This window comes from Paenibacillus sp. FSL F4-0087 (assembly GCF_038020215.1).
GTDB classification, from domain to species: Bacteria; Bacillota; Bacilli; order Paenibacillales; family Paenibacillaceae; genus Paenibacillus; species Paenibacillus taichungensis.
In genome coordinates, this window is the sequence record NZ_JBBODJ010000001.1 from 1,657,786 (window position 1) to 1,682,628 (window position 24,843).

The following is a 24,843-nucleotide window of genomic DNA, read 5'->3' on the forward strand; positions in this document are numbered from 1 at the left end:
TATGAATCGATTATAACCCATGTAAATATTACTGTAAATTGAATTTATTAAAAATTATTATATTTAATTCCATAAATCAGGCAGGAATTCTGAGATGTGCCTCCCCAAGCCATAAAAAAGGCCCATCACGGGCTTATTCCCCGTAATGAGCTAATTGACATAGCATATTCTCATACCCTTTTTTTACGGAAGCACTACAATATCTCCTGGTTTCAAGCCGTTCAATACTTCAGTCTTGTCATCTGTCTCGATGCCTGTTTGAATCGTCTGCTGTACATATTGCCCGTTGCCCTGATCCAGCATCACATATGCCGTATCCTGATCTCGCATGACCGCCAGCGTGGGAACGACCGTCGCTTTCTCCTTGCGCAGCGTTTCAATCTTGCCCTCCAGACTTAATCCACCGATCAGCTTGGCGTTTGGCTTCAAATCAATGACAATATCGAATTGGGAAGGCTGTTTCAGATCTGTTTCCGTTCCCTTTTTGGCAAACTTGGAGATTTTGCTGACCTTTCCGGTTAACGGAACCTCCTTATTTCCCGTCATATGTACACTTACAGGCATGCCTGTTTGGATTTTGAATAGCTCCTGCTCGCTAATGGTCGCAACAAATTGTAGTTTGCCCGTGTCCACAATGGTACCTACATACTGACCTTCACCCACCATACGTGTCTTGGTCTCCGTATCGTTCATCAAAAACACACCGGATACCGGCGCGTACACGGTAGATAAACCAATGACCGCTTTCTTAGCCTGAACCTCCTGCTCCTTTACAGCGATGGATTCCTTGTTCATTTCGTTGGTCAGTCGCTTGGTTTCCCGCTCGGCGAAGGCTTTCTTCCGTTCATCTTCAGTAACCCCTAATTGCTCGGGGCCCTCTCCCTGAGTAAGACCAATCTCATTCAATTGAGCTTCCAGCCTCGATTTCTCAATATCGGTCTCCAACTGCTGCACTTCCGTCTGCAATGCTTTCGAATCAAGCGAGAACATGACGGCTCCCTTGTGAATGGGCTCCCCGTTCTCCACATTCCACTGCTTTATTTTCGCGGCAAAGGGAGCATACACATCCGTCTGTTTGGCATAAGCCGACTTGCCTTTAACCTGAATTTCCTGCGTGATCGTCTCCTGTGTGACTCCAAATGTAATGGGCTGCGGAGCCTCGATGGGCGCTTCGGGTACCGGTTTATATTGCTGGTACAGAAAATATCCAGCGCCTGCGAGCAGTCCGATCATGATGATTCTCTTTATCCATTTGCTTATTGCCGAATTCTTCATTGCCGTATGTCCCTTCATTGAATCTGTCTGTTGATTCTGTCTGTTAAATCCTTAAATCCATAAACTGTGCTTTCCTGTATCTCTGCTTTATTTATGCCGATTTAATTACCTGCAACGCATTTGTACGCGAGGCGCTAATCGCCGGATAGATTCCCGAGAGTACTCCGGTCAACACCGCAAACGCTATACCAGCAGGCAGGGCCGACGTCTCAATAACCACTTGGAGAGGTGTGCTTGCCTCCATCGAGATTTGTCCTTGGAGCAGTCCATTTACCCCCTGAATGGCTCCGTAAGCGATGAAGACACCAACAATGCCGCCCAACACTCCAAGTACAGCAGCTTCAGTAATGAACATCTGCCTGATCTGCCACAGATTGGCTCCCAGCACTTTCATGACACCAATCTGTTTGCGGCGCTGATGCGTGGACATGATCATCGCAACAATAATGGACAGCGAAGCCAGCAGCATGACGAATATCCCTATGCCCATAGCGGCCTTCTGGTACATGCCAAGCTGTTCCTTCATCGCCTGCTCCTGATACAGATTGCTGTCTGTCATTAGCGTCAGCTTCTGAATCTGCTCCTGCACTTGTGCCACATACTTCTTGTCCTCTACCTTCACGAGCGCCGAATTCAACCGTCCTGCTGCCGCGGCCTGTGCCTGACTGCTCTGGAACTGTTCCGCGAGCATCCGGGCGGTTTCGAGGGAAACATAGACCTTTTTGTCATACATGGCATTGTTCTCACTCATGCCGCCAGGCACCTTCAGTACTCCCGTCACTCGCAAAGGAGAGCTTGTTTTGGCTTTGGCGGAATCATTCATGTCCTGATATTTCAGGTTAAACTGTGCCTGAAACAGCTCGGCTTGGGTAGACATCAATGCCATGTACTGCTGTAGAAACTCGTCATTAAACGAATCCTCCATGAGCTTGTTGTTCAGTTCGCGTATCACCTCGGCATCTACAAGTCCGAAGGTTGCACCGTAATTCACAATAGCGGCTCCGCTAATCCCCGATGCCCCGCCTTTGTCAAAACGGTAGCCGAAACGGCTCAATGACCCAAGCTCTGTACCGATGACTTCCACATTGGAGCTTTTGCCATCCAATGTAGCCATCTCCAGCATATCCAGCTTCAGCATCGGAGCAACGGCGACAACATGCGGAAGGCTGGCAATAATATCGATTTTTCGAGCCGTTAGCGCTCCTCGTTCGAAGGTGGACGTCTGCCCATTACTTCCGCCCGAACCGATTCCCTCATTGGGTGATACCGTAATCTCATCCATTTTGTAATTCTCATTTAACGTTTTCTCACCATAGACCTGTACCGACTGCCCCACGCTTAATGCAATAATCATGGCCGCACAGCCGATGGACAGGCCAATCATGCACAGTAGAGTTACCACCTTCCTGCGCACAATCTGTCCCCATGACATTCGCAACACATCCAGAACTCTCACAACCGCTCTCCTTGCTCTACTGCCTTGGACTGGCTACTCTCCACCAAGCATCCGTCCTGCAATGTAATGACAACCTGCATCTGCTCCGCCACTTCAGCCTCATGCGTGACAATAACGAATGTTGTATGCATCTCCCGATTCAGCTGTTGTAAAATGGAAATGATCTCTTCCTCCGTTCGGGTATCGAGGTTCCCGGTAGGCTCGTCCGCGAATATGACGGACGGCTCCGTAATCAGTGAACGCGCAATGCTGACGCGCTGCTGCTGCCCTCCCGATAGCTGGGAAGGGAATAAGTCGGACTTGCCGACAAGGCCAACCTGTTCCAGCAGGTGCATCGCCTTTTGCTTACGCCGTGATGGGCGAATGCCCTGAAACACGAGCGGCAGCTCTACATTTTCCCGAATTGTCAGGTTCGCCAGCAGCTCATACGCCTGAAAAATAAAACCAATATGTGTCCGGCGGAATTCCGCCAGTCGGTTCTCACTCATACGCACAATATCCTGATCTGCTATAAGGATCTTGCCTGTGTCTGGCTTCATCAGACCTGCCATCAGATGCAATAACGTCGATTTGCCTGAACCGGAGCTTCCCAGCAGTGCAACCATCTCACCCTTACCCACGGATATGTTAATGTCCTGCAACACGGGAACAGTCCCTTGTGTATTGCGGAATGTGTGTGACACCTGTTCTACTCGCAGCATGAATCCGGCTTCCTCTCATCGATGTAATAGAGGTAATTATAGCCATCAGATGTATCGGTCCAATCTGGACTTGTATCCAATTTGTAAAATCAGCCTTTAGCTGCATTGGATTGAAAGGCCTTCTTTGGATTTATGCAACATGTTCAAATCACAAAAAGGCCCTAGGGGTTCAGTCCTTAACATAGCGACTTGATTCCTAGGGCCTTAATGATTTAGCATTCCATATTCACATCTTTACCAAGCACGGAAGCTAAACCGGTATAACTCGCTTTTTTCCATGGAGCTCCCGACCACAAAGAGATTGCTGTCATTCCATTTCAACTTGATAAAGTAATCGATATTCCGGTAGATAACCGTATCGGACCCCAGCTTGCGGTCATTCAGATAGGCAATGTGCACCTCGTTCTTCTGTCCTTCGAGTGTCAAAAAATAGGCAATGCGGGACTCCTCCTCATCCAGATCGAAGCTCCAGATGGGCCCTTTCACCAGCAGCTCAAACTTCTTGGTATCCGCTCGATATCTATACAATCCCTGTTCGTTGTTGATCATGCCCTGAATCAGCATGTCCCCATTTTTCAATACCTTAAACTGCTGTATATCCTGGGCAGGGGTGTATGCGGTGATATCATTTTTGTCGTTCAGAGAGAAGCTATAGACGGCGTAATTTTCTTTCAGTTTGACCAGCACATACACCCGTGATAGATCCCGGCTAATCTCATATGAATCCAGCATAATCAGGGTATCATCCGGACTTGAAATGTTACTCACCTGCGCAACCTTGGCAACTAACTCATCATAACTGTACAATTCATGTTTCTTTCCTGTATCCAGATCCACCATGTTGAACACCAGGTCATCATATCCGATGTAGGATTCATTACCTACAAAGACACGTGAATAGGAGTTGTCATTCTTCAGCTTATGATGTTCTCCTGTTTTCAAGTCATATTCATAGGTTGTCTTCTGCGCCTGACTCGATCGGTATTGAGAGTAAATCAGCTTGCTCTGATCCGGACTCAAGGTAATGCCATACTCTGTATTCGTGGCGATGTCCTTCAAGATGTTATCATCCATATGCAGCTGCGACAGCTTGATCCCGGTATAGGAACGATCCGGCCGATTCAATATGACCGTGTTGGGATCTGCTACCTCAAAATCATAAATGGCAAAGTCATTGGGCAGCTTGGTAGCCGACTCAATCTGAATGGTGCTGCTTGGCGGTGGGGTGAGGCGGCTGTTGAACTGTTTATCCGGCAGAATGACTGTTCTGGGCTTCCCATGTCCAATGCTGAACAGGCTACCAATGCCAAAGATACCTCCGACAAATACAATCAGCAAACCGGATAACATAAGCATATCGCGATATCTGCTCCAAAATCCTCGTTTCTTCATACGTCCGATTCTCCAGGTAGACTGATATTCACCTGTGTTCCCTTGTTTAATATACTCTTCATCTCCACCGTTCCCCCATGCTGCTCCACCGTGTTTTTCACAATTGACAAGCCCAGCCCAGCGCTTCCCTTCTCTGTCCTGTTCATCCCGTTATCCCTGTAAAAGGGTTCAAATACATGCTTCAGCGCTTCCTCCGGAATGCCTTCTCCTTCATCACGAATCAGTATAGCTACTGATTCCCCCAGCCGAAATGATTGGACCTGAATGATGGAATTCACATTCCCGTATTTGACCGAGTTATCCAGCACATTCAAAAAAACTTCCTTGAGCTTATTCCAGTCCCCCTGGACATACAGCATTTCTTCCAGCTCATAGCGAATGCCAATATTGTACTTGCCCGCCTTGATGGACATGTCTTCGCAGGCTTCCCGAATAATATTGGATACATTCACCCGCTCAAAACGAAAGGTCTGAATCGGTGTGGACGATACGGTCACTTCCAGGATATCCGCAACCATGACGTTGAGGCGTTGGCTTTCGTTGATAATATATTTCAACCCTTTATCGAAGAAAGCTTGATCCGTAAATCCATTATCCCGCAAAATCTGGGCATACCCCAGTATCGTGGTCAGCGGTGTCTTTAATTCATGCGTCACATTGTCAAAAAAAACCTTGTTGCGTGCCTGTAAATGCTTGACCTCATCCCGTTCTCTCTCAATCACGTCAATCTGCTCCTTTACCCGAGCAATCATGACCGTAAAGCTGGAAGCCAGCTCTCCAATCTCATCTTTCGTGGAGATGTGGATGTCTGCATTCAGGCTGCCTTGTGCAACTTCGGCTGAACGTTTTGTCAACACACGAATCGGCTTCGTAATCTGGCGTGAAATAAAGACAGATCCAATGAAAACAAACACAAAAATGACGGCTGCAAAGCCCTTGATGGTGTTCTGAAATCGCAGATGCCGTTTGAACAGATCCGTATAATCCCTTTCCAGCTGGATAATGCCAAGGATGCTCCCCTCCGACAGCACAGGGAAAGACAGATTCCCTGTTACTCTGCCTTTGTCCACCACGGTTGTATAGGCGATCTTTGATTTCATGGCAGCCTGTAGATCAGAGGTTTGAGCAGCAGCCAGCTTCGCCTTCGCACCCGTGCTGCTAAAGGGAGTGCCATCAGACCGATAGACCACGACCTTGCCGCCTACTGCGGAGCCGATCTGTTCTGCGAGGTCTCGATTTCCTGTTCCTAGGGAGTCCTCACTAATCCGTTTGTTATGAATCAGGAAGTATTGATTGAGCGCGATATCCAGGTTTTTTTTGGATTGCACCATGTCCTCCTGCACTTCCCTGTACATGTTCTCCTCACCCACTTTATTCGAAATAATGAGCAAGGCTGAAAAACCGATAAATACGATGACCGAGAAAAGAACGACCATTTTGAACTGGATCGTCCACTTCATGTATGCACCTGAATATTCAGTTTGTAACCTACGCCGAAGACCGTCTCGATAAGTGAAATCCCCTGCTCCCCACTATCCAGCTTCTTGCGGATGCGCTGAATATGAATGTCTACCGTCCGGGTATCTCCGGGAAAATCAAATCCCCACACTTTATCCAGCAACTCGGACCTTGTATGTACTTTGCGGTGATGGTTGACCAAATATAAGAGCAGATCATACTCCTTATTGGTCAGTCCGGCGCGTTCCCCATCTTTCCAGACTTCACGCTCATCCTTGCGTATCTCAATATGTCTGCCAAGCCGTACCACTTCATAAGACTGATTCTCCAGCGTCTCGCTGATTAGATCAATCCGGCGGAAAATGGCCCGAATGCGCACAACTACCTCACGAATGTCGAATGGCTTAGTAATATAATCATCCGCCCCCAGCTCCATGCCGAGCACCTTGTCCAGCATATCGGACTTCGCCGTAATCATAATTACGGGAATCTTCGAATTCACAGAAAGTTGTCTGCATACATCGAACCCGCTCATATCAGGCAGCATCAGGTCGAGCAGGATCAAGTCTGGTCTGGACTCTCTGAGCAGATCCAAGCCCTCTCTGCCTGTTGCTGCTTCAATCATCTCAAATCCTTCCTTGCGCAAAGAATAGGACAGGATGTCGCGAATGGACTCTTCGTCTTCAATAATCAAAATCTGTTTCGGTCTCATGATGAATCTTAATCTCCTTGCTCTATGAATTTCATCTGCCTTATATTTTGTATCTCTGCTCCAGGATTGAACAGAGGTTCACCGGAAATGTTACAACTCGGATACAAGTCTGGCGTCTTTGGAAACATCATCCCGATATACTTGGAACACAGAGAACAAACCAGACCGGACAAAGTCAGATCGGTATCCAAAGGGGAAAACATCACGTGAACAAAACAACCATTCATGATGCTTATGTAAACTATAAATCAGAAGTGACACGGTATCTATCTCAGATCGTCAAAAATCAACAGGATGCAGAGGATCTCACGCAGGAGTGCTTCATCCGAATGATGAATGTATCGGCAGATATTCCGGAAGAGCGGCTTCTCTACTACCTCAAAAGAATTGCCCGCAACCTCGCCATGGATACATTCCGCAAGCGGACCCGTACACTGAAGCGGGACAGTAAGTTGGAGATGCAGACGTATCACTGTGATACATCCGAATTGGAGATCACTGAAGGTGTTAACGACCTTGTGTCGATCATTAACAATACAGAGCATCGCAAAATTCTTGAATTACGCGTGATTCACGGGTACAGCATCAAGGAAACCGCCAAGCTCGTCAACCGCAGTGAAGGCATGATCAAATCCTCGGTATTCCATGCTGTCAATCGGATTCGGGCCAAAGTCATCTCATAAGAGATGGCTTTTTTCATGAGTAGAAATGACGTGAAATCAACATCTGATGTTAGAATGTATCAAAATTTGTTCTATGGAGCATGACAAAGGACTCATTTTTACAAAAGTCGAGTTCGTTTTTACAAATTGTTATGACTATGTGAGATTTTGGTGTGTTAGAATATGGACGAACTCATGTTTTAACTAATATTTGGGAGGGATTTGGTTGGGTAAATTGACACGTATGCGAGGAGTATGGGTAAAATCACTCCTGGCATTATCCATGGCATTGCCGCTTCAGATTGGATTGTGGAATGGAGATGCGTCGGTTCAGGCCGAATGGGCAACAGACCCTGCACCGTTCATTCAGGCAAAGGTTGTTAATGGAAATGCAGGCAAGAAAGTATTGTTCGACAATACTCATGCACAGACAGCCGGAGCGGCTGACTGGGTCATTGACGGAGGCTTCTCGGACTTCGGCAATGCACTCGCGAACGATGGATATTATGTAAAGGAACTGCGCAAGACGTCTCCTTTTACCTATGACGATCTGAAAGATTATAACGTGTTTGTTATTGCTGAACCGAATGTTCCCTTCAAAACGACAGAACAGGCAGCGCTGAAAGAATATGTAGAAAAAGGCGGCAGCATCTTCTTCATTGGAGATCACTACAATGCTGACCGTAACAAAAACCGTTGGGACGGTTCTGAAGCGATTAACGGCTATCGTCGTGGCGCATTCGAAGATCCAGCCAAAGGCATGAGCACAGAGGAGCGTAACTCTGAGGCGATGCAAAATGTAACCAGCACGGATTGGCTGTCCGATAATTTCGGCGTACGCTTCCGTTACAACGCATTAGGCGATATTAACGCCACTAACATTGTGCCTGCTGGACAGGCATTTGGCATTACGGAAGGTGTATCTGCTGTAGCCATGCATGCAGGGTCCACACTTGCGATCACCGATCCAACAAAAGCTAAAGGTATTGTATACCTGCCGAAAACGAATGCGGCTTGGCCAAACGCTGTTGACCAGGGCGTATACAACGGTGGTGGAGTTGAAGAAGGTCCTTACGTAGCCGTATCCAAATTGGGTGCAGGTAAAGCAGCGTTTATTGGGGACTCTTCTCCGGTTGAGGATGCTTCACCGAAATATCTGCGTGAAGAGACTGGCGCTCGCAAAACAACATATGACGGCTTCAAAGAAGTTGATGATGGCAAATTGCTGGTCAATACCGTTAACTGGCTTGCTACTCAAGAAAATTACACTAGCTTGACTCAAGTGAGCGGACTTCAATTGGATAATGCAACAGCATTGCTTCCGTTCGAACAACCTGCGGCTTCCACAGAACCACAGGCTGAACCTTGGGCCGCACCAGCTGCAGGATACAAGTGGTATGATCGTTCCACGTTCAAAGCAGGTTCTTATGGTGGACCAGCTTCAAGCGCGAACGCTTCCTACAGCTTCGTGAAGCAGGACACCCTTCCTAATGCGGAGGATTTCCAGATCCGTGTGGTTGTAGAGAACATGCCTGCTAACACAACCGTTTCCGGTTACAGTGCAGGGATTTACCTGACTGGCGGAACACAGGTCGCCATGATTCAGAATGAAGGTGGTACATGGCCGACTTCGTACGGTTACAGCTCCAACTTTAGCGTAACTTCCGACAGCAAAGGTCGCGCAATCAAGGACCTGAATGTCCGCATTAAATCAGGTACAACGGGCGCTGCCAGCCTGCGTCTGCGTCTGAACGGCAGCAACCTGATCACGACTGCAGTTACCGTCGGCAATGTTCCGGCTGAGCAGCTTCCGGAAGAAGAAGGACCAATCCCGGCAACAATCAGCATTGCTGATGCTCGCACCAAAGCAGCTGGTTCAACAGTTACGGTTGAGGGCGTAGTTACTACAGAGCCAGGTGCTTTTGGTGGACAATCCTTCTATCTTCAAGACACAACCGGCGGCCTTTATGTTTTCCAAAGCACTGGCGGCTTCCACGCTGGAGATGTGGTTAAAGTAACCGCAGCAACGGCGCTGTACAACAGTGAATTTGAGCTTACGGATATCGTAGCGATCGAGAAAACGGGTACAGCCTCCATCCCTGCTGCCATTGAAGTGCCAGCAGTTACGGCTGCAAACCAAGGTCAACTCGTTCAATTGAAAGAAGTAACTGTTGAGAACATCATTAGTGCAACACCAGTAGGTTCATTTGAATTTGATGCAGTTGCAGCGGACGGAACAAGCACGCATGTTCGTGTGGATACACGCACAGGTGTAACGCAAACGACCTTCCCTTATGCAGCAGGCGATAAAATCAGCGTGACTGGTGTTGCCGCTATTTTCAAAGATGTATTTCAACTGAAGCCTAGAAGCTTGAATGATTTCGTAGCAGTTGAAGAAGGCGGCGAAGAAGGACCTTCGACGCCAGCTGTTGGCGCACCAGGTAAACCGGCGCTGACATCCAACAATGGTTACAGCAACGGTCTGTCTGAAGGATCTTATACGGTTACGATGAACCTCTGGTGGGGTGACAATGGCACAAGCTACAAGCTGTATGAAGATGGCGTGCTGATTGACACACAAAAGCTGACTGACGCTACACCAGCGGCGCAATCGGCCCAAACAACGATCAATGGCAAAGCTAACGGTACTTATACCTACGTAGCTGAGCTGACGAACTCCAAGGGTACAACTCGCAGTGAAGTACTCACAGTACAAGTTGCGAATGCTGCACCTGGCAAAGCCGTTCTCTCCCAAGACAATTGGGATGGGGACGGCAACTACAAAGTGACGATGAATCTGTGGTGGGGAACAAATGCAACAGAATACCGTCTCTATGAGAATGGTCAACTGATCGATACCAAAGCACTGAACGCAGTAACACCTAATGCACAAAGCGCTGTGACAGATGTATCCGGTCACGCGAATGGAACGTACACGTATCGCGCCGAGCTGATCAATGCAGCGGGTGTGACAAGCACGGAAACGATTACGGTACAAGTAACGAAATCCGCTGTATCTCTGCCAGCAGCAAGCTAAATCTCAATAAGGAATGCCTAACGTTTTAACCAAGCATTTAAAAACCGAAGCAAGTTTGCCGGGACTCCAGGCACTCGCTTCGGTTTTTTTGTTATTTTCCTCTTAAGATCAGTTTCTCTTCAAAGTTGTTACCATTCATATCTGTCCACTCAATGACAATAGTTTGGTCTTCATTCCTACTGACTTGTGAACCTTTTGTTCGCGTTATAGGAAAATCTATCGATTTCGAAGTTAAATCGCTTTCTTTTCTAATTATCATTCCTTCATTAATGTTAATTTTATATTCTTTAATATCTTCTAATTATCTTTTTTAGCTACCCATAATACGTTATTATTTTTTCTCACAATTTACCTCCATTACTAAATTTATAACTATACATTATCATAAGATGAGTCTACTTCTAAAACAGTGATTTCATATAGACTCAACATTTTGCTGATATTAACTTCCTATAAAATACAAAAAGCAGCACCTGCTATTGCATGGGCTGCTCTTCCGATAAATCAATAATGGATGGAAACTTATCCATCATGTTCTTTATTTTATTCGTCTCTATTAGCAAGCAAACTTTACTTTCAATTCTCTACACCAGCTTCTTGCGAATGTATCCCGAAATCAGATCAATGATCGTGATCATCACGATGATCCCCAGCAGGATAATCCCTACTCGTGGCCAGTTCCGAGTACTGAGTGCAAAGATCAGCGGTGTACCAATCCCTCCTGCCCCGATCACCCCCAGAATGGTTGCGGAACGCACATTAATCTCGAACCGATACAACGTGTAGTTAAGGAATCCAGGTAAAACCTGTGGCAGTACAGCAAACCACAGCTGCTGCATACGAGTCGCCCCGGAAGCGAGCAACGCTTCAGAAGGACCATAATCAATATTTTCCACTTCATCAGCGAACAGTTTACCAAGCATCCCGATGGAATGCAGTCCAAGGGCGAGTACACCCGCGAAGGAACCCGGACCCACCGCCTTGATAAACAGCAAAGCCATAATAATCTCCGGGAACGTACGGATAAAGCTGAGCACCATTTTGCCCGTACCCGATACAGGACGGAAGCTGCTCATATTTCGGGCAGACCAGAATGCAAACGGGATACACAGTACAGCGGAAATGACGGTACCCAGCACCGAGATCGCCAGCGTATCCAGCAGTCCTCGCAGCAAATCCTCACCCTCAGGCAGATAAACAAAGTCCCAATCCGGGGAGAAAATCCCGGCGACAATCGCCTTCATGATCTGACCAGCGGTTTCTTTCAAACCGGTGAACGGTACACCGGCAAGTGCCCAAGCGTACACAAGAATAAGCAAGATTACAATGACCCAGCGAAGCGGGTTCTTCCGTGGTTTGCGCCGGATTACGCTTGTTTCATTTTTCATCATAACAATTTCTCCCGCAGCTTAGTACTTACATAATCAATGATCAGAACAATGACAAGGGTAAACAGAATGATTACACTCGTTTTGTCATATTCCAGGAATCCAAGAGTTGCTTCATAATACAGCCCGATGCCCCCTGCACCCACCAATCCGAGAATGGCAGCGGCACGCACATTAATCTCAAAGGCATACAGTACATAGGAAGTAAACTGGGCGGCCAGTTGTGGCACCACGCCATAAACAATCAGTTGAATCCGGTTCATGCCGACAGCCGTCATCGCTTCGAGCGGTCCCTGATCAATCGTTTCCAGCGTTTCGTAGGTCAGCTTGGCAATCAGTCCCACCGAGAAGACGGCGAGTGCCAGTATACCAGGAATCGGTCCCAGTCCAAACACAGCAACGAACAGTGCCGCAAGCAGCAGGTCAGGCACGGTACGGATCAGGTTCAGCACAAAGCGGGCTGGATAATAGATCCAACGGCTAGGCATTAAGTTGCCTGCACAGATAATCGAGACCGGAATTGCGATGATCGCACCAATCGTTGTACCAATCAGAGCCATACGGATCGTCTCCAGCATGCCCTGAACGATGTTGTCAAAGTAACTCCACCGCGGCGGGAACATCTCACGCATCAAATCCAGCATGTTGGGCAAACCTTCAAACAGCTCACTGAAGCTGGCATCGGTCTGTCTGGCACTTGCCCACAAAAGCAGCAGAATGATAACTAGCGTGAGCAGATGTTTGGTACGCCCCGGTGGTTTGGGACGGAGGACAGCCGAGCCTGAACCTGTGCCAGGACGCTTTCCCTTTCCTGTTTCATTCTGCAATGATCCATCTATCGATACGTTTACGGGTTGCTTCATACCAGAACTTCTCCCCGCTGTTCCTGTACAGCCTGTTTATCCAGCAGCTCGTCTGCCAGAATAGGTCTGCCATATATTTCTGCAAAACGCTCATCCGTTGCTTCGGATACCGGACCATCAAACACCACTTCGCCGGCACGCAATCCAACAATACGGGTCGCATACTCTCTGGCTAGGTCAATAAAGTGAAGGTTAACGATCGTTGTAATACCGAGATCCTGGTTGATGCGTTTCAGATCATCCATTACCTGCTTCGTTGTTAGTGGATCGAGTGAAGCGACAGGCTCGTCTGCCAGAATGATTTTGGCTTCCTGTGCAAGTACTCGGGCTATAGCCACCCGCTGCTGCTGCCCACCGGACAACTGATCTGCACGGGAATAGGCTTTTTCTGCGATATTTACCCGTTCCAGTGCTCCAAATGCGAGTTCTGTATCTTCTTTTGGGAAACGACCCAGAATGGTACGCATCGTGGAATGATATCCCACGCGTCCAGCAAGCACGTTACGAAGCACACTGGAACGTTTCACGAGATTGAAGCTCTGGAAGATCATGCCGATATCCCGGCGAATCATGCGAAGTGACTTGCCATGAGCTTTCGTGATCGACTTGCCATTAATCAAAATCTCACCGTCACTGATATCATGAAGTCGGTTAATGGAACGCAGAAGCGTCGATTTTCCCGCACCAGACAAACCAACGACGGCAATGAATTCTCCTTGTTTAAATTTCAGATTAATATTATTCAGGCCCTTGGTGCCGTTAGCGTATGTTTTCGTTACTTTGTGAAGCTCAATCATGGCAGTAATCCTTCTTTCATTAATATGGTATTTCGCAGGGTCACGCTGTAATGGGACAAGCCAGCGCAGCGTATGTCACGCTGAACTGGCCTGCCCGCTGATACGATGAAGTTATCCAATGAAAAGATAATCAATGCAAAGTGATCATTAATGATCTTTCTTTTGATAGAAAACTACTCGGTTTTTACTTTTTCGTTGTATTGACGAACGATATCAAACTTGCTGTCATCAGACTCTACATAACCTTCGTGTGTGTAGATTTCTTTGATAATTTCGTGACCTTGTGGATCTTTACCGATGTCGATGAACGCTTGTTTGATCTTCGCTGTCCAATCTGCATTCATGTCTGTACGTACTGCGATTGTATCGTTAGGAATTGGCTCAGTGAACGCCAGTACACGAGTATCTTCAAATACAGTCGGGTAGTCTTTCGCTACAGTGTTACGAGCATCTTGGAAAATTGCTGCAGCATCAACGTCACCGTTCAGTACTGCCAATACGCCTTGGTCATGGCCTTTAACCGTGATTGGCTGTACATCTTTCAAAGGATCAAGGCCTCTGTCGAGCAACAGGGCTGCCGGCCATACATAACCTGCGGAAGAAGTTACGTTCTGGTAAGCGATTTTTTTGCCTTTCAAATCCTCAACGGATTGGATCGGCGAGTCTTTTTTCACAATAATCATGGATTTATACGAATCTGCCAGTTCCTCAGTTGGAGCGCCAGTCTCATCATTTACACCAAAACGTTGTGCCTGAAGGATAACTTCAGCTGCGCCTTTTTCTTTGGCAAGTACATAAGCCGTCGGAGGCAGGAAACCTACGTCCACTTTATTGGAAGCCATTGCTTCAATAATTGTGTTGTAGTCTGTGGATACGCTGACCTTCACCGGGATACCCAATTTGTCACCCAGCAGCTTCTCGAGCGGTTTTGCTTTGGCTTCGAGTGTATCTGCATTTTGTGATGGAACGAATTGTACAGTCAACTCAGTCGGCACATAACCTTCAGCGGCTTTGTCTGTCTCTGCCGTGTCAGTACTGGATGAATTCGAGCTCGTATCAGCCCCGTTAGCCGAACCTGTTGTACTACTGTTAGACCCACAAGCACTTAGAAACAGAACCAAAATCAACAATGGTAAAAATAAAGCAGACTTCTTCAAGCGAACACCCTCCAAAGAGTTTCTATTTTTCATTACTTGTCTACTATAGTCGTCAATTATTTGCGCGATGTGAAACGAAATTTGGAGTTTTGTAAAGTTTCCTGTCAGGCTGTCAGAGCGGCTTTGATCTGTTAGAATAGCCTCATTACGGTTGATAATCCAAGTAGAAATGGTGAATTCCCTTGTACTCTACCGTCAGAATGACCTGTGATTTGATATGTTTAAACTTATATATATAGAGGAGATTGTAAAATGACATCCATAACAACTACGGCAAACTTCGACATCATTGTAACCAGTGACCTTCATGGGGCCATTCGTCCCATACATTACAACACCAATGCCTATCGCCCAGCCGGACTTGCTTTGCTTGCTTCGCTGATCCGGCGTGAACGAGAACGTTCACCCGAACTGCTGCTCGTGGATAACGGTGATCTGTTGCAGGGCTCCCCTTTGGCCTCGTATGCTGCGTCCTTTGTTTCAGATCACGAAGTGCATCCCTTCATTAATGTTCTGAATGAACTTGGATATGATGCAGCCGTGATGGGCAATCATGAATTCAACTACGGTCAGGACTTGCTGCATAAAGCCGTTGAAGATTCCCATTTCCCTTGGCTAGCTGCAAATATTGTTAATGAAGGAAAGCCTGACGAAGAGGTACCACACACTGCACCTCCTGTAGCAGGCATACCCGCCTTTGGTCCTCCCTATCTGATCAAAACTTTTTCTTCGGGTGTTAAAATTGCTTTGCTGGGCGCAACGACACACTATATTCCGAATTGGGAGCATCCGAAAAATATAGAAGGTTTACAGTTCCTTGATGCTATGGAGACTATTCGTGCGTGGGTTGGCTATATTCGTGAACATGAACAGCCGGATGTGCTCGTGGTCAGTTATCATGGTGGTTTTGAAAGTGATCTGGAGACAGGCGAACCTGCTGAGCGGTTAACCGGAGAAAATCAGGCGTACTCCATCTGCCGTGACATTGATGGGATTGACGTTCTTCTTACCGGACATCAACACCGTCAGCTTACCGCTGAAATACATGGTGTGACCGTGGTTCAGCCTGGATTTAGTGGGAACGGTGCGGGTCATGTATCCATTGAGTTGGACCGGTTATCGAATGGAAAGTGGCAGATTGCAGGAAAACAGGCTAGCTTGCTGCTCTTGGACGAGAATAGTGATGTTCAGCCCGATGCGGCTGTTATGAAACTGACGGACGAGTTAGAAGCAAAAGCACAGGCATGGCTGGACCAACCGATTGGCGAGGTGGCCGGAGATTTATCCATCACCGATCCTGCCGCCTTGCGGCTCGCGGCGCATCCCTTCATTGCTTTTGTACATAAGGTGCAGATGGAAGCAACGGGAGCTCAAATCTCAAATACCGCATTACTCAGCGAAGAAGCCCGCGGTTTCGGTTCCCTCATTACCGTTCGGGATGTGTTGTCTAACTTTATCTATCCCAACACACTAACGGTGCTGGAGCTTCGGGGTCAGGACATTCGAGATGCATTAGAGCAAACGGCGCGTTACTTTGAAATGGAGCCTTCAGGCGAAGTAGTCGTTAATCCTGCTTACATGCAGCCGAAACCACAGCATTATAATTATGACATGTGGGCGGGCGTCGAATATGAGCTGGATATCTCCAAACCTGTAGGAAGTCGTGTGGTGAAGCTGGAACGTGAGGGCATACCTGTTGCGATGGACGCGAAGTACTCTGTCGTGATGAACAGTTATCGCGCGGCAGGTGGCGGTGATTATGCGATGTATCCAGGCAAAAAGGTACTTCACGAAGGCGCCACGGATATGGCGGCACTGGTGGAGGATTATATTCGCAGACATCAACCACTAACAGTGGAGCAGGCGAATAACTGGCGGGTTGTTGGTCGTACTGAGTAATTACTGTAATTGAAGGAGTATAATCGTTACCACAAGTCGTACTACTTCAGAAATGCAAAGAGCAGAACCTGCATCACAGGTTCTGCTCTTTCTATTATAATGAAACCAATGCCCCACGCTCATCCGCCGAGCGCATCTCCGCTTCAATTAACTCAAGCGTGCCTGTTGCACTCTCCGGTGTACATACAGATACAGGCGTACCTGCTTGAACAGACTGGATAAAATATTTGAGTTGGTGATAATATCCCGAGTCGGGTGACAGCTCAGCGACAAAACCGGGAGCATCGTTCGGATTTACCTTCAGCTCGCCATTCTCAAAGACCAGATTTCCCTGCTCCAAATTAACGCGATAGGTCATCGAGAAACCGTAGTCTCCCCCCAGCGTCCAGTCAGCTTGGGCATTCAGTACTTTTCCGTCAGGGTATACATAATTGGTCGACACGGTATCATAGCCACTTCCCGGAATGACGTTGCGAGCCAGCGTGGATACTTGATCCGGTTTGCCGAACACCCAGTGAATAATATCCGCATCATGGATGTGCATATCTAATATGCAGCCACCGCTTTTCTCCCCATCCAAAAACCACTCTTGAGGCAAACCTGAACCCCTGAAGAAATAACCTGCGTTGACCGCTCCATAACGACCGTCTTCTACTACGGATTTCAGATAGGCATAGGCTGGCCAGAAGCGTAAACATTGACCAATCATCAGTGTTTTCCCGGTCTCTTTGGCCGTCTCTGCCATCTTCCAGCCTTCCGCCGAATGGCGAGCAACCGGTTTCTCACACAACACATGGTAACCTTTCTCCAGCAACGAACACGTTAATTCAGCATGCAGTGGCGTAGGCAGCGTAATATCAATGATATCCAGTTCTTCTTGCTCTAGCATCGCGTCGATGTTGTCGTACAAACGATAAGGTGTGAGATCATATACCTCTTGCTCTGTCGCCATATTGCCGGCTGCTTTACCGTTCTTCAGTTCCTCTATTCTCAGATCGCAGATGGCTACCAATTCCACGGGTTCCCCTTCTGAGGCAAGGCGTACATAGTTATCAAAATGCATACGTCCCATAAACCCAAAACCGATCAATCCCACTTTTAACATGTTTTTACCTCCCATAAAAATAGATTTTATATCGAATAAACGTTGTTATCTGTAATTAACCCTGAGAACGTCCAAGAATAGCATCCATCGCTTTGGATGTATTGAATATGATCTGTTTCGAATGATGGGTGTATGGCGGAATCATCTCGGCAGTAACGTAGTTGTCATAACCAATATCCTGTAATGCCTGCATAACCGCCGGATAATTCACATCTCCAGCCAGCAGATCCACAAATCCATGAAGTCCTCCCGCTTGACGACGGTAATCTTTGAAGTGCACTTTCTTGATCCGGTGACCAAGAATGCGAACCCACTGCTCTGGGTAACCATTCTGCACCACATTGCCCACATCGAAATACGAACCTATATAATCTGAGCTAAAAGAATCAATAAAGGTACGCAGTTCTAGCGGTGACACCAAGAATTTGTTCCACACGTTCTCAATGCCAATCGATACTCCAGCACTTTCCGCATACGGCAGCAGATGCGCAAGGGCTTCTTGTGCCCGTTCATAGGCAACTTCATAATCCGTAACTTCACTGTCTGGAATAAAGTCCACACCAACCGCACCCGGAATGACCAGAATGGTATCCACACCAAATGCCGCGGCAAGCTCCAACTGTTTTTTACACACATCCAGTGCTTTCGTGCGAATCTCCGGACGGGCGCTCGTCATCGGGTAATCCCAGTACAATCCGGTTGCAAGTCCCGCGATTTCGAGTTCGGCCTCTTCGAGACGTCCCTGAATATCACGTACCTCCTGATCCGTGGCAGACAGACTCAGCTCGCCTTCTCCATTAAGCGAAAGTTCAATCCCCTCAAAGCCAGCTTGCTTCGCTGTCTGAATACAATCCGCAATAGAGGCATCTCCTGGAAACGACCATATGTTAATCCCTTTTTTCATCCGAATACCCTCCTTCAAAATATGAAAACCTGTTCTTCAGCATCGCATCGCTATCCTAATTGAAAATGACCAAACCGGGCAGGCAAATGAAAGTTTACAGCCCCCGTGGGCTGCCATGCCTGATACTCCCGATCTCCCTGCACATTCTCATCAATACGGTAAACGTTGACCCTCCAGCATACGCCTTTAGTCAGGGGCGACTTGAAGTTACTCGCTGGAATATTGATCACATACACCCGATGGCCCTGAGGATCCACTTCTACAGCCGTTTGCAACCCCTCCAACTGCCAGGTTACATCTGCCTTCAATTCTGAACCTTCGCTGTTATTGTGAATGAGTGCATCAAATATTACGTTGTGCGGACTGACCTCCAGTTCGATATAATTCCTGCCATCGCCCTGTTCATCAATGAACAGTTCAACTACATCCTGCTCGTACAATGGCTGATCCCTTTCCGTGAAATCAGATACAACGTAATCATCCTGGCATACAAAGCGAATATGCAAGTATTCGGGACTCCAGCCAAAACGGACTTCTGTGGATTGATGAGGTGGTCTGCCTGTTACCGTGTCCACCAGTTCCACTGGAACACATCGTTCCCAATCCGCAGTCGAGGGAAATCCACTCTGTGCAACTGACCTAAGTGGTTCGCAGCAATAACTCGGGCTCCGTTCCACAGGGAGAGAGCGCATCTTAATCCTCTCCTTTTTTAGCTTAATCCGTGATGTTGTCTCTCTCGTAAAGACATGTGATAATACATATATTATAAATAAATTATGTGATTATTTATTTAGGAGATAAAGAGATTATTTGCATAATTCCGTTCAGTTTTAATTAAATCTGTTTGTGCCAATCTCATTGAAAAAGGAGATGGGATTTATGTCTCTCCAACAAGGGGTATATCCTCTGCAACGCACCGTCACTTACAAGGAATGGTCTCCCAACGTGCATTATGCTCAGTTCCAGAGCCTTCCTCCCGGTAAGCTGGCCAGGCGGCGTTTGTATGATTTTGAACTTCTGTACGTCTCTCAAGGTGAAGCTGCAACTTATATGAACGATAAACACCATATTTTGAAGGCGGGTCAGCTAATCTTGCTACCCGCCGGGGTCTATCATCAGAATGAGGTGGTTTCGAGCCCGGAAGCACGTTTCATTGGCATTCATTTTGATTTTTTCAACGAATTGACCATTCAGACCGAGGCAGATATGGTTGTTAACGAAGAGACAGTTCTGCACCATAAATTCGCAGTGGAAGCTTGCGCAGAGGGCATGACGCCGCTATCCATCAACCCGGTGTATACCCCTTCTCCAGCTACCGTGCAGCTTATGGAGCAATTGGTACATGAATTTACGATGCGCCCACCGGGATATGAACTGGTATGCAAAGCCTTGATGCTGCAAATATTGACCCATCTGCTGCGTTCATCCTGGCGAAGTTCGTCACGCCATGATTCGGTACACGGAGAGAAGCTGCTCGAACTCATGAAACGTATAGAGGCCGCCCCTTCCGACCCGTGGACCAATTCGAGCATCGCCAAACAATTGAACCTGAGTGTGGATCATATGGCCAAATTGTTCAAACAGATTGCGGGCATGCCTCCCAACGAATACATTCAATCCATCCGCCTGAGTGAGGCACGCAAACTATTGCGAGAAACCGATCATTCCATTGAGGCTGTCGGTGTACAAAGTGGTTACCCGGACATTCATTATTTCAGCCGCATGTTCCGCAAATATGAGGGCATTTCCCCCCGGGAATACCGGAAATTGTCCAGAACGTTATAAAAAAAGAGCAGCCTGCCAATGTGCAGTCTGCTCCATGCTTTTTGAAATATCGCTAATCCAAATGGTTCATTTTTCCGTGCCAAACTATACCCTTTAATTCAGCCTATATAGGTAATTTCCGCTCAATATCATTCTTTCTACTTATATTGTAACGTTTTTTTTATGTTTTTTATAGACTGTTTTTTGGGCGATTCCTACACTATACTGCTAAATACAAATCAAAAAAAAGAGGTGCATCAGTATGGATAACCAAAAAAATCTCTTAGATAATGGGCCTTTTTTTCATGGTACTAAAGCAGAACTGAACATTGGAGATTTATTAGAGCCGCAATACTTATCCAATTACCAAGATAAAAAATCTAACCATATTTACTTTACAGGAACATTAAATGCTGCCAAGTGGGGTGCTGAATTAGCAAAAACGAATGCAAAAGAAAGAATCTACATTGTAGAACCATTAGGAGATTTTGAAAATGATCCTAACTTAACGGATAAAAAATTTCCCGGCAACCCAACACGCTCATATAGATCTAAATCACCTCTAAAAATAGTAGCTGAATTAGCTTCCTGGGAAAGACACTCCGATGAAGAGATCAATCATATGCTTACATCTTTAAAAAAATTAAGTGAAGAAGGGAAAAATGTGATCTACGATTAATTCTTAACCAAAAAAATTCCCTTCGTCCAAATCAGGACAAGGGAACTCTTTGGTTGATAGCTATTCTATTTTGCCATTGGAAGATTGGCGGAATATGCAGCGGTACGGGACGGTCATTTTGACAGCCACTTCATACTGATGATCCAGATAATCGAGCAGCTGTTTAACCGCGAACATGCCCATCTCCAGCTTGGGTACATGAATCGTCGACAACGGCGGAGAGGTGAATTCGGATATTTCAATATTATCTACCCCAAAAAAGGCGATATCCTCCGGAATACGGAGCCCCTGTTCGGTTGCAGCACGCATGGCGGCAATCGCCATCATATCACTGGCTGCAAAGATGGCTGTAGGTCTGTTCGCATTGTTGGTAAATGCCTGCTTGGTCAATTCATAACTCAGCGAAACATCCCATTTCACGTCGATCACCCAGTCATTATCAATAGATAATCCCGCATCCGTCATGGCACGGCGATAACCAAGAAACCGTTTTTCCTCCAGAAAATCATTTTTGAATTCTGCTCCGCCAATGTAGGCAATGATCCGATGACCTTGGGCAATCAGATGATTCGTTGCTTCCCTCGCTGCCTCTTCACGATCATAACCGACGACCGGAATGTTCGGGTCCGTAATATCCACACCCACAACAGTCCGTACATTGGCCTTGAGCCAGCGATAGGCTTCCGGATCAATCCGTTCCACCACAATCATGCCATCGATCTGATGTTCCTTCACCAGAGACTGCAGCTGCACGATATCCCCATCGTTTTCGATGCTGTAAACAAATTCCAGACGCATGCCCGCTTCAGCAAGCTGCTTCTCAATCCCTTCCATAATGACTGAAAAATAGGGACTGTTGTATTTATTTTGAGGAATAGCCACCACACAGCCGATCGCATATGCCGTTTTGGGCTGGACCTTTTTCTTCTTGGCCGGACGCTGTGAACGATAACCCAGTTCCTCAGCGGTGTCCCATATTTTTTTGCGGGTTTCATCGCTGACTGATCGATTGACATCGTTCTTCATCACACGTGAAACGGTAGAGATCGATACACCAACGCGGTCTGCAATATCCTTCAATTTTGCCATGTGAAGTCCCCACCTTTCCTCTACCTATGTATTTAAACCCCTTTCGTATTGGGGCAATTTCATCTCTGCAAACACAAATTTGCGGCAAATATAATTCTATATTTCTACTGGCCAGAAGTCAATGAAATGGTGCACGGGCGCAGTTTTTTATAAAAATAATAGCGGCAGTCAGGGAGCTTGATGTCCCCCATAACTGCCGCAATTTTAATCCTTTTAAAAAAAACGTATGAAGCATTGCCACCTCTTTATCTGCTTATTGCATCTTGGAGGCCAAATCCTTAAGCGCTGCGTTCAGATCACCATCTCCGGCAAGTGGAAGTTTGAGTGATTGCTCACCATACGTCCAGACCAGATCGGTTTTTTTGGTTGTAAAGGGAGATACAATGCCATACTGCTGCGCATCCAGGAAGATTTTATTATCTTCGCCTACAGTGGCAATATAAGCATCTGCTGCGGCCTTGTTCGCGGGAATCGAGTACCCCTGCTTCGCCAGTTCTGTCTGTCCTTCCGGACCTGCTAGCCAAGCCAGCAGCTTGTAAGCCGCCTCTTCATGCTTTGTATTGGAACTGATGGCAAGACCTGCTGGCTGAACAACGGTTTGGTTCGTTTTGAATTTTGGCAAATAGGAAATACCGTAATCCACACCAGCCTCCTGATAGTTTGTTGTATTCCAGCTGCCACCCGGATTCATCGCTACTTTGGATGTCGTAATCGCAAGGTTCACCTGTCCACCCAAACCTTCAATCTGTGCAGGTGTGGTGTTGATCTTTTTATTTTTGGTCAAGTCGATAAAATAGTTCAACACTTCCATCGCTTCAGGTGTCTCAAGCGCAAGGGAGCCATCGTCATTCACCAATTTCGCACCATTGGACCATAATTCCGGCTCCAGGAACCAATCCATCGTTGACCCTGGTGAAACGGACAAGCCCCACTGCACAATGTTTCCGGCGTCAAAACCCGCTTCGTCTGCGCTTTTCCCGTTCTTATCCAGCGTCAGCTTGGTTGCAATGTCGGTAATTTCATCCCACGTTGGCTCAAGCGACGGTAGGGGAGCTTTATGAGGATTCGTGGCTTCATTCTCAAAGATCGCTTTGTTGTAATACCATACGATGACGTTGGCATCGATAGGTAAGGATACTTGTTTGCCCTGATATTGGTGAAGACCGAGCAGACTTTTGTCCACATTGTTCAAATCAAACTGATTTTCCGCGAGTAAGCCGTCCAATTCCTTGAAAATGCCCAGCTCGGCGTATTTCTCCACGTATGCATAACTCGTTTTGAACACGTCCGGAAGTGTACCCCCAGCTGCATTAGCTGTTAGTCCATCCCAATAGCTGCCCCAATCCTTGCCTTCGAGTTTGACCTTAATATCGGTATTGACCTTCATGAACTGATCCAACAGTTCCTGTGTACGATGAAGCTCTTCTGCCGTCCCCCACTGGGAGTATGTGATCGTTACAGGTTCACTCTGGCTGCTGCCGGAACCAGAAGAGTCGGCGTTTTCGGACGATCCCCCATTTCCACATCCACTGATCACCACCATTGTAGCAAGTACAAGTGCCCATACATTGAATAGCCGTTTACTCTTCGCTCTCATATACACAGCTCCCCTTTAAGTCATATCAATAAGTCCTGTTCACCTGAAAACCGGAAAGCAGGCAGCCACTCTACCCTTTGGTGCCCGTAAGCACCACCCCCTCGACGATATAACGTTGTGCAAACAGATACAGCAGACCAATAGGTACAATACTGATAAATGCACCCGCAGCAAGCGCCGGCAAATCCTGGCTCGTCTGACCAATTAACAGCTGTAGACCCACGCTCAGCGTAAACATTTCTGCGTTTTTGATATACAGGAACGGCCCCAGAAAATCGAGCCAGGAGTTCACAAAGGCAAAAATAATGGTCGTCATAATAATGGGTTTGGACAGCGGCATAATGACTCGTGCATATACCGTCCAGCGATTGCCGCCATCGAGATATGTAGCCTCGTCCAGCTCCTGGGGAATAGTCATGAAAAACTGTCGGAACAGGAAGATATAATAGGCACCTCCAAGCCAGGCTGGCACAATGAGCGGCAACCAGGTGTCAATCCAGTTCAGCTTGGAAAAAAGAACGTACGAGGGAATCATCATAATGGATGGAGGAATCATTAAGGTAACAAGCACAACCGGGAACAGAATATTCCGATACCTGGTTGCAAAACGGGAGAAACCGTAAGCGACAAGTGAACTGGATACCACCGCTCCCGCTGCCACAAAAAAGGAAATGATAAATGAATTCTGAATCCATTGCCACATCATCGGCTGCACAGCGAACAACCGTTCAAAGGCTTCCAGGCTGAATGTGTCTGGCAGGATAGTTGGAGGTACCTTGTAGGTTTCCGCTTTGGTTTTCAGCATGGTCGAGAGCATCCATACAAGAGGCCCTGCGAACAGCATTAATGCTACAATCAGCATGGTATATTGGGACGCTTTTACCGCTATTTTTCGGCTGTTCATGTAA

Annotated in this window: 21 protein-coding genes; 5 read left to right on the forward strand and 16 right to left on the reverse strand. The window is 47.0% G+C overall.

What is annotated here, in order from left to right; all coding sequences use genetic code 11:
- Positions 1 to 183 precede the first annotated feature (183 nt).
- The 6 genes from MHB84_RS07885 to MHB84_RS07910 form a co-directional block, all read right to left on the reverse strand.
- Positions 184 to 1,275 (reverse strand): efflux RND transporter periplasmic adaptor subunit, encoded by a 1,092-nt coding sequence (locus MHB84_RS07885; RefSeq protein WP_179087190.1) that lies wholly within the window; start codon positions 1,273 to 1,275, stop codon positions 184 to 186.
- Positions 1,276 to 1,366: 91 nt separating this feature from the next.
- Positions 1,367 to 2,731, reverse strand: a complete 1,365-nt coding sequence (locus tag MHB84_RS07890) for an ABC transporter permease (RefSeq protein WP_076290297.1) — start codon at positions 2,729 to 2,731, stop codon at positions 1,367 to 1,369.
- Positions 2,728 to 3,432: an ABC transporter ATP-binding protein gene (locus MHB84_RS07895; protein ID WP_076290298.1), complete on the reverse strand. Its 705-nt coding sequence runs from the start codon at positions 3,430 to 3,432 to the stop codon at positions 2,728 to 2,730. Before MHB84_RS07895 ends, MHB84_RS07890 begins: the two co-directional genes overlap by 4 nt.
- A 234-nt stretch (positions 3,433 to 3,666) precedes the next feature.
- On the reverse strand, positions 3,667 to 4,824 hold the full coding sequence (locus MHB84_RS07900) for a hypothetical protein (RefSeq protein ID WP_076290299.1): 1,158 nt from the start codon (positions 4,822 to 4,824) through the stop codon (positions 3,667 to 3,669).
- On the reverse strand, positions 4,821 to 6,284 hold the full coding sequence (locus tag MHB84_RS07905; protein WP_076290300.1) for a sensor histidine kinase: 1,464 nt from the start codon (positions 6,282 to 6,284) through the stop codon (positions 4,821 to 4,823). The genes MHB84_RS07900 and MHB84_RS07905 overlap by 4 nt, the downstream gene beginning before the upstream one ends.
- On the reverse strand, positions 6,281 to 6,994 hold the full coding sequence (locus tag MHB84_RS07910; protein ID WP_076290301.1) for a response regulator transcription factor: 714 nt from the start codon (positions 6,992 to 6,994) through the stop codon (positions 6,281 to 6,283). The genes MHB84_RS07905 and MHB84_RS07910 overlap by 4 nt, the downstream gene beginning before the upstream one ends.
- A 206-nt stretch (positions 6,995 to 7,200) precedes the next feature.
- On the opposite strand from MHB84_RS07910, the gene MHB84_RS07915 reads away from it, so the two are divergent.
- Together MHB84_RS07915 and MHB84_RS07920 are read left to right on the forward strand one after the other, a co-directional pair.
- Positions 7,201 to 7,677, forward strand: a complete 477-nt coding sequence (locus tag MHB84_RS07915) for an RNA polymerase sigma factor (protein ID WP_076290302.1) — start codon at positions 7,201 to 7,203, stop codon at positions 7,675 to 7,677.
- 205 nt (positions 7,678 to 7,882) lie between these two features.
- A complete protein-coding gene (locus MHB84_RS07920) occupies positions 7,883 to 10,693 on the forward strand; it encodes a chitinase N-terminal domain-containing protein (RefSeq protein ID WP_445322101.1) in 2,811 nt (936 codons plus the stop codon).
- Positions 10,694 to 11,277: 584 nt separating this feature from the next.
- Here the strand turns inward: MHB84_RS07920 and phnE (MHB84_RS07925) are convergent.
- The 4 genes from phnE (MHB84_RS07925) to MHB84_RS07940 all read right to left on the reverse strand — a co-directional run bounded on the left by phnE (MHB84_RS07925) (position 11,278) and on the right by MHB84_RS07940 (position 14,865).
- On the reverse strand, positions 11,278 to 12,084 hold the full coding sequence (gene phnE, locus MHB84_RS07925; protein WP_063565946.1) for a phosphonate ABC transporter, permease protein PhnE: 807 nt from the start codon (positions 12,082 to 12,084) through the stop codon (positions 11,278 to 11,280).
- Positions 12,081 to 12,944 (reverse strand): phosphonate ABC transporter, permease protein PhnE, encoded by an 864-nt coding sequence (phnE, locus tag MHB84_RS07930; RefSeq protein WP_083678986.1) that lies wholly within the window; start codon positions 12,942 to 12,944, stop codon positions 12,081 to 12,083. The genes phnE (MHB84_RS07925) and phnE (MHB84_RS07930) overlap by 4 nt, the downstream gene beginning before the upstream one ends.
- Positions 12,941 to 13,741, reverse strand: a complete 801-nt coding sequence (phnC, locus tag MHB84_RS07935) for a phosphonate ABC transporter ATP-binding protein (protein WP_076290303.1) — start codon at positions 13,739 to 13,741, stop codon at positions 12,941 to 12,943. The genes phnE (MHB84_RS07930) and phnC overlap by 4 nt, the downstream gene beginning before the upstream one ends.
- 173 nt (positions 13,742 to 13,914) lie before the next feature.
- Positions 13,915 to 14,865 (reverse strand): phosphate/phosphite/phosphonate ABC transporter substrate-binding protein, encoded by a 951-nt coding sequence (locus MHB84_RS07940; RefSeq protein WP_411836508.1) that lies wholly within the window; start codon positions 14,863 to 14,865, stop codon positions 13,915 to 13,917.
- Between the two features lie 285 nt (positions 14,866 to 15,150).
- On the opposite strand from MHB84_RS07940, the gene MHB84_RS07945 reads away from it, so the two are divergent.
- On the forward strand, positions 15,151 to 16,797 hold the full coding sequence (locus MHB84_RS07945; RefSeq protein WP_076290304.1) for a bifunctional metallophosphatase/5'-nucleotidase: 1,647 nt from the start codon (positions 15,151 to 15,153) through the stop codon (positions 16,795 to 16,797).
- 94 nt (positions 16,798 to 16,891) lie between these two features.
- On the opposite strand, the gene MHB84_RS07950 is transcribed toward MHB84_RS07945, so the two are convergent.
- Genes MHB84_RS07950 through MHB84_RS07960 form a run of 3 tightly spaced genes read right to left on the reverse strand, consistent with a single transcriptional unit; the run spans position 16,892 to position 19,498 of the window.
- Entirely contained in the window at positions 16,892 to 17,902 is a 1,011-nt protein-coding gene (locus tag MHB84_RS07950) for a Gfo/Idh/MocA family protein (RefSeq protein ID WP_076290305.1), read from the reverse strand.
- Positions 17,903 to 17,957: 55 nt separating this feature from the next.
- Positions 17,958 to 18,806: a sugar phosphate isomerase/epimerase family protein gene (locus MHB84_RS07955; protein WP_076290306.1), complete on the reverse strand. Its 849-nt coding sequence runs from the start codon at positions 18,804 to 18,806 to the stop codon at positions 17,958 to 17,960.
- Between the two features lie 50 nt (positions 18,807 to 18,856).
- Positions 18,857 to 19,498, reverse strand: coding sequence for a carbohydrate-binding family 9-like protein (locus MHB84_RS07960; RefSeq protein WP_076290307.1), 642 nt, complete (start codon positions 19,496 to 19,498; stop codon positions 18,857 to 18,859).
- Positions 19,499 to 19,685: 187 nt separating this feature from the next.
- Between MHB84_RS07960 and MHB84_RS07965 the strand changes: the two genes are divergently transcribed.
- Positions 19,686 to 20,591 carry a helix-turn-helix transcriptional regulator gene (locus MHB84_RS07965; protein WP_076290308.1) on the forward strand — a complete coding sequence of 302 codons (906 nt, stop codon included), beginning with the start codon at positions 19,686 to 19,688 and terminating at the stop codon, positions 20,589 to 20,591.
- Positions 20,592 to 20,832: 241 nt separating this feature from the next.
- Positions 20,833 to 21,249: an NAD(+)--rifampin ADP-ribosyltransferase gene (gene arr, locus MHB84_RS07970; protein WP_076290309.1), complete on the forward strand. Its 417-nt coding sequence runs from the start codon at positions 20,833 to 20,835 to the stop codon at positions 21,247 to 21,249.
- Positions 21,250 to 21,309: 60 nt separating this feature from the next.
- Here the strand turns inward: arr and MHB84_RS07975 are convergent, their stop codons facing one another.
- The 3 genes from MHB84_RS07975 to MHB84_RS07985 all read right to left on the reverse strand — a co-directional run bounded on the left by MHB84_RS07975 (position 21,310) and on the right by MHB84_RS07985 (position 24,839).
- Positions 21,310 to 22,338, reverse strand: a complete 1,029-nt coding sequence (locus MHB84_RS07975; protein ID WP_076290310.1) for a LacI family DNA-binding transcriptional regulator — start codon at positions 22,336 to 22,338, stop codon at positions 21,310 to 21,312.
- 253 nt (positions 22,339 to 22,591) lie between these two features.
- On the reverse strand, positions 22,592 to 23,935 hold the full coding sequence (locus tag MHB84_RS07980) for an ABC transporter substrate-binding protein (RefSeq protein WP_076290311.1): 1,344 nt from the start codon (positions 23,933 to 23,935) through the stop codon (positions 22,592 to 22,594).
- Between the two features lie 70 nt (positions 23,936 to 24,005).
- A complete protein-coding gene (locus tag MHB84_RS07985; RefSeq protein WP_076290312.1) occupies positions 24,006 to 24,839 on the reverse strand; it encodes a carbohydrate ABC transporter permease in 834 nt (277 codons plus the stop codon).
- Positions 24,840 to 24,843 lie beyond the last annotated feature (4 nt).